Genomic DNA, 9105 nt, shown 5'->3' with positions numbered 1-9105 from the left:
GGCTATGATGCCCGCCCGTCCCTTCGTCATCCGCCTGAACAGGAAGCGCCATGCCCCCGAAGATCCTGCTGACCCGCCGTTGGCCCGACGCCGTGGAGGCGCATCTGCGCCAGCGCTACGACGTCACCGTCGATCCCGCCGACCGGCCGCTGACGGCGCTCGAGCTGACCGAGGCCATGCGCCAATATGACGCCATCTGCCCCACGGTGACCGACCGCGTCGGCGCCGCCATCCTGGCCGCCCCCGATGCCCGGGTGCGCATCCTGGGCAACTTCGGCGCCGGGTTCGAGCATATCGACCTGGAGGCGGCGAAGGCCGCCGGCATCGTCGTCACCAACACGCCCGACGTGCTGACCGACGCCACGGCGGACCTGGCCATCCTGTTGATGCTGATGGCCAGCCGCCGCGCCGGCGAGGGGGAGCGGGAACTGCGCGCCGGCCAGTGGACCGGCTGGCGTCCCACCCACCTGCTGGGCCAGGGGCTGGCGGGCAAGCGGCTGGGCCTGGTGGGCTTCGGCCGCATCGCCCAGGCGACGGCGGCCCGCGCCCGGGCCTTCGGCCTGTCCATCGCCTATCACAGCCGCCGCCGCGCCGACATGGGCGTGGAGGCGGCGCTGAACGCCACCCACGTCGACAGCCTGGAGGAGTTGGCCGCAACCTCCGACGTGCTGTCCCTGCACTGCCCCGGCGGGCCCGCCACGCGCCACCTGGTGAACGCCGCCCTGCTGGCCCGCATGAAGCCCACCGCCATCCTGGTCAACACCGCGCGCGGCACGGTGGTGAACGAGGGCGACCTGATCGCCGCCCTGTCCACCGGCGTCATCGCCGCCGCCGGCCTGGACGTGTTCGAGGGGGAGCCGGCGGTGAACCCCGGCCTGGTCGCCCTGCCCAACGCCGTGCTGCTGCCCCACCTGGGCAGCGCCACGCTGGAGACGCGCATTGCCATGGGCATGCGGGTTGCCGCCAACCTGGACCGCTTCTTTGCTGGCGAGGTGCCGCATGACCGCGTCGCTTGACCTTGTGGAGGGTCTGCTGCGCCGGCGCCTGGATGAGACACCGCGCCGCCCCTTCATCCTGGGCATCTGCGGCGCCCAGGGCAGCGGCAAGTCCACCCTGGCCGATGGGCTGGCCGAACGGCTGGTGGCCTCCAACCTGCGGGTCGCCGTGCTGTCGCTGGATGACCTGTACCTGACGAAGGGTGAGCGGCAGGATCTGGCCCGCGACGTCCACCCCCTGCTGGCCACGCGCGGTGTGCCCGGCACCCACGATGTGGGCCTGGGCCTGGCGGTGCTGGATGGGTTGGGCGCGCCCGGCCGCACGCTGTTGCCACGCTTCGACAAGGCCGTGGACACCCGTGCCGCCGAGGGCGCCTGGGTCGAGGGGCCGGTGGACGTGGTGCTGTTCGAAGGCTGGTGCGTGGGCGCCGTGCCCCAGGACGCCGCCGACCTGGACGCGCCGGTGAATGACCTGGAACGTGACCGCGACACCGGCGGGGAATGGCGCCGCCATGTCAACGCCGCCCTGGCCGGGGACTATCAGCGGCTGTTCGGCCGCCTGGACGCCCTGGTCCTGCTGGCCGCCCCCGACTTCGCCGTGGTGCGCGGCTGGCGCATCCAGCAGGAGGAGACCTTGCGCGCCCGGCTGCGGGCGGCGGGCAAGCCCACGGACGGCACCATGACCGATGAGCAGGTCAGCCGCTTCATTCAATTCTATGAACGCCTGACCCGGCACATCCTGGCTGAGATGCCGGGCCGGGCCGACCTGACGCTGCGGCTGGATACAGGGCGTCAGGTGGTCTGACGGACGACAACCACAAGGGAGAACCCCGGGATGATCACCCCGCCGCCCTGGCCCCGCCTGCTGCTGGCGGGCCTGCTGCTGCTGTTGCCCGGTGTGGCCCTGGCGGCGGAGCCCGTGACCTTCCACGTGGCGCCCGGCGGGGATGATTCCGCACCCGGAACGGTGGCCAGGCCCTTCCGGACCCTGGTCCGCGCCCAGGCGGCGGTGCGCACGGCCAACCGCGACCATGATATCACGGTGGAACTGGCGGCCGGCACCTACGCCCTGGACCAGCCGCTGGTCTTCGCCGCCGCCGATGGCGGGCAGGGGGACCATCGCGTGGTATGGAAGGCGACGGCGGGGGCGGAGGCCCTGATATCGGGTGGCATGCGCGTCACCGGCTGGACGCTGGTGGACGCGGAGAACGACATCTATGTCGCCGACGTGCCCAAGGGCCTGGACAGCCGCCAGCTGTGGATCGACGGCACGGCCGCCGACCGACCGGCGATCGAGATCACGCATCATGACGTGGCATTCACCGCCCACGGCTTCGTCCTGAAGAACCCAGCGCTCGCCACCATCGCCGCCGTCAAGGCGCCGCAACGGCTGGAGGTGGAGGCCACGGGCATCTTCACCGACCGCTATTCCCCGGTGGAGCGGATCGAGGGCATGGAGGTCACGCTGAAGCAGCCGGCCTGGGACAACAACAGCTGGGGCTATGACACGCTGAACAAGCCCTTCATGCCCGACCAGGCGCGGTTGTTCCTGGTCAACGCGCCGGAATTCTTCGGCAAGCGCGGCGAATGGCACCTGAACCAGAACCAGTGGTACATCGACCCGGCCGCCGGCAAGCTGTACGTGAAGCCGCGCCCGGATGCCGACATCGCCGCCATGACGGTCATCCTGCCCCGGCTGGAGGCGCTGGTGGCCATCGGTGGCAGCTATGACCATCCCGTCCGGAACCTGACCTTCCAGGGCCTGCGCTTCTCCCACACCAGCTGGATGGGGCCGTCGCGGGCCACCGGCTACGCCAACCAGCAGAGCGGCGCCTATCTCAAGGAGGTGTCGCCCCTGCGGCCGGCGGACGCCTACGCCACCTGCGGCTGGGGCTGCCCGGAATTCGAAAGCATGCGTCAGAAGTGGGACCAGATCCCCGGCGCCGTGCAGGTGTCGGCCGCGCGCGACATCACCTTCATCGGCAACACCTTCAGCCAGTTGGGCCAGGTGGCGCTGGGCATCGGCAACGACGCCAACGCCCACCTGACCGGCGTGGGCCTGGGGACGGACGGGGTGAAGGTGCTGGGCAACCGCTTCGCCGTCATCGCTGGCGGGGCCATTATGGCTGGCGGCGTGAGACAGGAGGCGCACCACCCCGCCGACCCGCGCCATACCAACCGCGACCTGATCATCGCCGACAACGTCATCACCGACGTGGCCCAAGACTACAAGGACAACGCGGCGGTGCTGGCGACATACATCGACAAGGCCGACATCCTGCACAACGACATCTCCGACGCCAATTACGACGGCATCGCCATCGGCTGGGGCTGGGGCTACAACGACGTGGGCGGCAACCGGAACTACCGGGAAAACCAGAGGGGCTATCTGCACAACCCCGTCTTCGACCGCCCGACCGTGCTGCGGAACATGACGGTGGCCGGCAACCGCATCCACGGCGTGAAGAAGTGGTTCTTCGACGGCGGCGCCATCTACAACCTGTCCGCCAACCCCGGCACCGTCATCCGCGACAACCACGTCTTCGACATCGCCGACCGCATTGGCATCTACCTGGATGAGGGCAGCAAGCACCTGCGGGTGGAGGGCAACGTGGTGGAGACCGACGGCTATTGGCTGAACGCCAACACCGTGGGCCGGAACTTCGCCTGGGGCGTCACCGCCGACAACGCCGCCACCGGCAACTGGCACAACTCCAACCGCGTCGGCGGCCGCTGGCGGGCGGAGATCGGCATGCGGGTGGAGGATGACCACCTGCTGCCCGACCGCGCCTGGCCGGCCCCGGCGCTGGCCGTCATCCGCCAGGCGGGCCCCCGCCCGGGGACGGATTGAGGTGCCAGTTACGGTGTTCCCGCCAGCGCCGTGATTGTTTAGTTTCCCTCCGACGACGTCCGCGGGATCGGGCAGGGCATTGAGGGAAAGATCGACGTGGCGGACGGGGTGGCGTTTGGTCCGGAGGTGCTGGGTGAGGTGGAGCCTGGGGCCCTTGCCCGGGGCAAAGCCTATTGGCAGCAGGGCCGGGTGACCGACCTTCATCTGGACGAAGATGGGCTGGGCCTGATGGCGGCCGTCCATGGCTCGGAAGCCGAACCCTATGAGGTGGAACTCACGGTCGAGCGCAAGCGGCGGGGCTATGACCTTGAGGGTTTCTGCACCTGTCCCGTCGGCTTCAACTGCAAGCACGTGGCGGCCGCGCTGTATGCGGCCCTGGCCGGCGGCGGGCGGATGGAGGAGGGTAGGCCCAGACATGGGACCCCCGCAGCCCCCGCGATCCCGCAAACCGATGGACCGGAACTGGCCCGGTGGCTGGCGGAGGTGGCACGGGCCGCTGAACCCGACGATGGCAACCCGGAGGTGGCGGAGCATGTGCGATACCTGCTGAAGCCGCCCGTCTACTCGTATCAAAATCCCAGCCTGGCTCCCGTGGTGGTTCGACCTAGGCAGAAGGGCGGCTTCGGCGTCGTGCGGACACTGACTCTGCATGGCCTGGCCCAGTCCACCGCCCAGGGCGTGACGGACGTCGACCGCTTGATCGCACGGCAGATCAACGCATCCGCCGGCTATCATATGAGCGACAGCTTGCCCATGGATCAGACGCTGGCGGCGGAGCTGATGCAACGGTTGCTGGCGTCGGGGAGGATGCACTGGCTGGATCTGGAAGCGCCGCCCTTGCAGGTCGGACCCAGCCGTCAGGCCATACTAGGGTGGCGCGTGGATGGCCAGGGACGACAGGTGCCGTTCCTGCGCGTCGATCCGGCCGAGGGGGACGCCGCTGAGCCCTTGAGCCCCGGCAGCGGATTCACCTGGTACGTGGATGCCCGAAACCACCGCTGCGGTCCGCTGGACCTTCCCGGATCCTTACCGATGATTCGGGCGCTGCTGCGGGCGCCACCCCTGGATCCCGTCGCCGCGTCCGTGGTGGCGCAGCGTCTGCCAGCGTTGCTGCCGCCTGTGCCAGGGACGGGGGAGGCAACGCCCCCCCGGGTGGAACTGCCGTCGCCGTCGATGACCGTTGAAACGGACGACCAGCCGCCGGTCATCCGGCTGCAATTGATGACCCATTGGCCGCCGCGCCGCGCGGCCAGCCGATGGCAGCCCGCGGTCGAACCCGCCGACCGCGCCTATCTGACCTTCGACTATGATGGTCATCTGGTGACGGGGAGCGACGGTCCGGACCATTTCCGGCTGGTGAAGGGAAGCCGCATCGGCGTCCGCCATCGGCGGACGGATGTGGAACTGGATGCCATCCAGCGGATCGCCGATGCCGGGCTACGCCCCGCCTATCCGCCGCCCGGTGCCGGCGGGAAGGCCATGCCCATCCCTCCCGGCCAGTCCTACGGCGTCCATCTGGAACCGGAGGCCGTGTGGCTGGCCTTCGTGGCGCGAACCTTGCCGGAACTGCGGGGCGAGGGGTGGCAGATCGAAACGGCGCCGGACTTCCGTTGGCGCCTGGCCAGTGTGGGGGCCTGGGACGCCAGCGTCGAAGAGTCCGGTGCCGGCTGGTTCGACCTGGACATCGCGATCCAGGTCGATGGCCAGCGTGTCGCGCTGTTGCCCCTGGTGCTGGCGCTGCTGAGGAAGGCAGGCGATCCGGAGGCGCTTCTGGCCCGCGATCCGGCGACGGTGCTGTACGCGCCCCTGCCGGATGGCCAGTATGTGGCGCTTCCCGTCGCCCGCATCGTGCCCCTGACACGTGTCCTGCTGGACCTGTTCAGTGGCACCACGAACCTGGACGCGAAGGGCGGCACCCGCATCGACCTGGGGCAGGCGGCGCTGCTCGATTCGGCTCAGGATTTGCCGATACCCATGCTGTTGCGGCCGGAGCAGCGGGCGAAGTTGCGCCGTCTGTTGGAGCCCATGGACGAGGCGCCAACGCCGGTGGGCCTGGCGACCGAGCTGCGCCCCTACCAGCGCCGGGGCCTCGCCTGGTTGCAGGCCCTGGACGCGGCGGGGATTGGTGGTGTGCTGGCGGACGACATGGGGTTGGGCAAGACCCTGCAGATGATCGCTTTTCTGCAGGGCCTGAAGAATGAAGGGCGGCTCTCAAGCCCGGCCCTGGTGGTGGCGCCCACCAGCGTCGTGCCCAACTGGCTGCGCGAGGGCGCGCGACATGCCCCTGGCTTGAGGGTGCATCTGCATCAGGGGCGCGATCGCGCCGTGCGATGGGCGGAGGCGGAGGGGGCCGACCTGGTGGTGACCAGCTATCCGCTGCTGTTACGCGACCATGACATGCTGGCCGCCCGGCAGTGGCCGGCCCTGGTCCTGGACGAGGCCCAGGCGGTGAAGAACCAGGCGGGCAAACTGGCCGCCCTGGTGCGCACCCTGCCGGCCGGGCGCCGGTTCTGCGTCACGGGCACGCCGCTGGAAAACCACCTGGGCGAGTTGTGGACCCAGATGGATTTCATCATGCCGGGCCTGCTGGGTGACAGCCGCGTCTTCACCAAGACGTTCCGCACGCCCATCGAGAAGAAGGGGGACGGCGACCGGCGGCGGTTGCTGACGGGCAGGCTCCGCCCCTTCATCCTGCGGCGGGACAAGGCGGAAGTGGCGGCGGACCTGCCGCCCAAGACGGAGATCGTCGAGCGCGTCCCCCTGGCGGACGACCAGCGCGATTTGTATGAGACGCTGCGGCTGGCCATGGACGCCAAGGTGCGGGCGGCCATCGCGGCGCGCGGCCTGGCGCGCAGCCACATTGTCGTGCTGGAAGCCCTGTTGCGCCTGCGCCAGGCCTGCTGCGACCCCTTGCTGCTGCTCCGGGACGCCAAGGCCAAGGTCGCGGCCAGCGCCAAGCGCGCCCACCTGATGCAGATGCTGCCCGAACTGGTGGCGGAAGGGCGGCGCGTCCTGGTCTTCTCGCAGTTCACGACCATGCTGGACCTGATCCGCGCCGACCTGGACGCGGCGGGCCTGCGCCATGTCAGCCTGACCGGCGACACGGTCGACAGGATGGATCCCGTTGACCGTTTCCAGCGGGGCGAGGCCGAGATATTCCTGATCAGCCTGAAGGCCGGCGGCACCGGGCTGACGCTGACGGCGGCCGACACCGTCATCCATTACGATCCCTGGTGGAACCCGGCGGTGGAGGACCAGGCCACCGACCGCGCCCACCGCATTGGCCAGGACAAGCCCGTTTTCGTCTACAAGCTGGTGGCCGATGGCACGGTCGAGGATCGCATGCTGGATCTTCAAGCCCGCAAGCGCCAGCTGGCCGCTGTCATCCATGACGCCGGCTCCGACAGTCCCGGTGCCCTGACGGCGGAAGACATCGACCGGCTGTTCGCGCCGATTTGAGAGGATCAGCGGCGCTCGGCGATTGAGGCAAGCGCGATGGGGCGACAGGGTCTTAGCTGTCCAGCACCACCTGGTCATGAAGCTGGCGATAGGCGCTTACCAGCTCGTCAAGGCTGAACGCCCGATTGCGGCCGCTGGGGTTCGGCAGAACCCATGCCAGGGCGCCGCCGAAGGTGCCGGCCTGACATCCCCAGGTGATTTCCCTCTGGCTGGACAGGGTGGAAAAGGCGGCCTTTCCCAGGAAGGCGACGAAGCGCGGCGCGTGCCGGGCGATTTTCCGTTCGAACCGGGTGGCGGCGTCGGCGAACTCCGCCATCGCGATCTGGTCCGCCCGGGCCGTCGGCCGTTCGACCACCGTGGTCAGGCCGCATCGGTGGCGCAGGATGGCCCGGTCGTCTTCGGGTCGCATTTCTTCCGGCGTGAATCCGGCCAAATGGATCACGCGCCAGAACCGGTTTCCGCGTCCAAGGAAATGGTGGCCCGCCCCGGCCGCGGCCAGGCCAGGATTGAGTCCGCAGAAAACGACGTCCAATCCTTCAGCCAGGACGTCCGGCAGAATCGGTGCATCCGTCATCCGCAAAGGACGCCGATCGCCTTGCGCGCGAATTCCCTGAGGTCCGCGCGGGCGGCGCCCGATCGGGCGCGTATGGCGATGGTGTGCATCACGGCCGTGGCCAGCGTCGCGAGCACGGCGGGATCCGCGTCGCCCTTCAACTCACCCTTCTCCCGCGCCGCCTGGAACCGGGACTTGAAATCGGCGTCGAACGACAGGAAGCCCCTCATCAGGCTATCCCGGATTTCCGCGTCCTCCACGGCCTCCGTGACCGCCGTGCCGACCACGAAACAGCCGCGCGCCTCGTCCTCGCCCGAGAAATAGATCGACAGCGCCCCTTCGTAGGCGCGCATCAGGGAATCCGCCAAGGGGCCGCCGTCGGCGAGATCCGCGCGCATGGTGTCCAGGGCAACCTGCCAATAGTGCGCCAGCGCCTTGAGATAGAGCGAACGCTTGTCGCCGAACGCGGCATAGAGGCTGGGCCGGTTCATGCCGGTTGCGGCGGACAGGTCGTCGAGCGAGGTGCCGGAGTAGCCCTTCTTCCAGAACGCGTCCATCGCCCTCAGCAAGGCGGCCTGCGGATCGTATGCGCGCGGCCGGCCGCGGCGCTTCGATTCCGTGGTTTCAGAATTTTGTACCATCTCGCATAAAATCCTTTGACGAGGGGCTTGGCCTCGATATATATACTGTTCAGTACAAAATTCAAGGGCACGACCTCAAGCCCTTCCCTGAAAATCCCAACCTCTCAAACATGGAGTAAAGGCCATGAACACCCGGACTTTGCCTGCTTGGATCAAGGCCATCACCGCCGCCGCCCTGCTGGGTGCCGCGATGTGCGCCAGCCCGGCGGCCTTCGCCGCCCCGGTCACGGACGGCGAGGCCGCCCTCATCCGGCACACCTGCCAGGGGACCCTGGGGCTGACCGTCAACGACGCCGACTACGCCGCCTGCGTCAGCACCCTGAGCCAGGCCCTGGCCGGCGTCCCGTCCCAGGAGCGGCGTCCCACGCCGGCTGACAAGTCGGCCTGCGCGGAGGTGGGCCTGGCCCCCGGCAGCGGTGGTTACGCCCGCTGCGTCGCCAACCTGGATGGCGCGCTGACCCAGGCTCGTCTGGCCCCGAACTGACACCGCCTCGGCCCCCGCGTCCCGTCCCCGGGGCGCGGGCTGCCGGGCCCTCCAGCAAGAGGCCCGATGATGGACGCGCACATCGAAACTCCGCCGGATCTCCGTTCGCGCGGTGGTCCCCC

General features: G+C 69.3%; 7 protein-coding genes. 5 read left to right on the top strand and 2 right to left on the bottom strand.

The window, feature by feature from the left end; genetic code table 11:
* Nucleotides 1-50 precede the first annotated feature (50 nt).
* From I55_RS02570 to I55_RS02555, 4 genes are all read left to right on the top strand, one after another.
* The gene (locus I55_RS02570) at nt 51-1016 is read left to right on the top strand and encodes a D-glycerate dehydrogenase (protein WP_044558924.1); all 966 of its coding nucleotides are present in this window, start codon (nt 51-53) and stop codon (nt 1014-1016) included.
* On the top strand, nt 1000-1800 hold the full coding sequence (locus tag I55_RS02565; protein WP_044558922.1) for a kinase: 801 nt from the start codon (nt 1000-1002) through the stop codon (nt 1798-1800). The genes I55_RS02570 and I55_RS02565 overlap by 17 nt, the downstream gene beginning before the upstream one ends.
* A gap of 30 nt (nt 1801-1830) precedes the next feature.
* Nucleotides 1831-3846 (top strand): right-handed parallel beta-helix repeat-containing protein, encoded by a 2016-nt coding sequence (locus I55_RS02560; protein ID WP_044558921.1) that lies wholly within the window; start codon nt 1831-1833, stop codon nt 3844-3846.
* A gap of 96 nt (nt 3847-3942) precedes the next feature.
* On the top strand, nt 3943-7305 hold the full coding sequence (locus I55_RS02555) for a DEAD/DEAH box helicase (RefSeq protein ID WP_083900787.1): 3363 nt from the start codon (nt 3943-3945) through the stop codon (nt 7303-7305).
* 52 nt (nt 7306-7357) lie between these two features.
* Here I55_RS02555 and mug read toward each other — a convergent pair whose 3' ends face one another.
* Both mug and I55_RS02545 read right to left on the bottom strand, forming a co-directional pair.
* A complete protein-coding gene (mug, locus tag I55_RS02550; protein ID WP_044558920.1) occupies nt 7358-7879 on the bottom strand; it encodes a G/U mismatch-specific DNA glycosylase in 522 nt (173 codons plus the stop codon).
* Nucleotides 7876-8415: a TetR/AcrR family transcriptional regulator gene (locus I55_RS02545; protein ID WP_199902434.1), complete on the bottom strand. Its 540-nt coding sequence runs from the start codon at nt 8413-8415 to the stop codon at nt 7876-7878. The genes mug and I55_RS02545 overlap by 4 nt, the downstream gene beginning before the upstream one ends.
* A gap of 208 nt (nt 8416-8623) precedes the next feature.
* On the opposite strand from I55_RS02545, the gene I55_RS02540 reads away from it, so the two are divergent.
* Nucleotides 8624-8983: a hypothetical protein gene (locus tag I55_RS02540; RefSeq protein ID WP_044558917.1), complete on the top strand. Its 360-nt coding sequence runs from the start codon at nt 8624-8626 to the stop codon at nt 8981-8983.
* Nucleotides 8984-9105 lie beyond the last annotated feature (122 nt).

The organism is Azospirillum sp. B4, assembly GCF_000333275.1.
GTDB lineage: Bacteria > Pseudomonadota > Alphaproteobacteria > Azospirillales > Azospirillaceae > Nitrospirillum.
The sequence above is the reverse complement of the archived record's forward strand: the minus strand, read 5'-3'. Positions and strand labels throughout refer to the sequence as shown.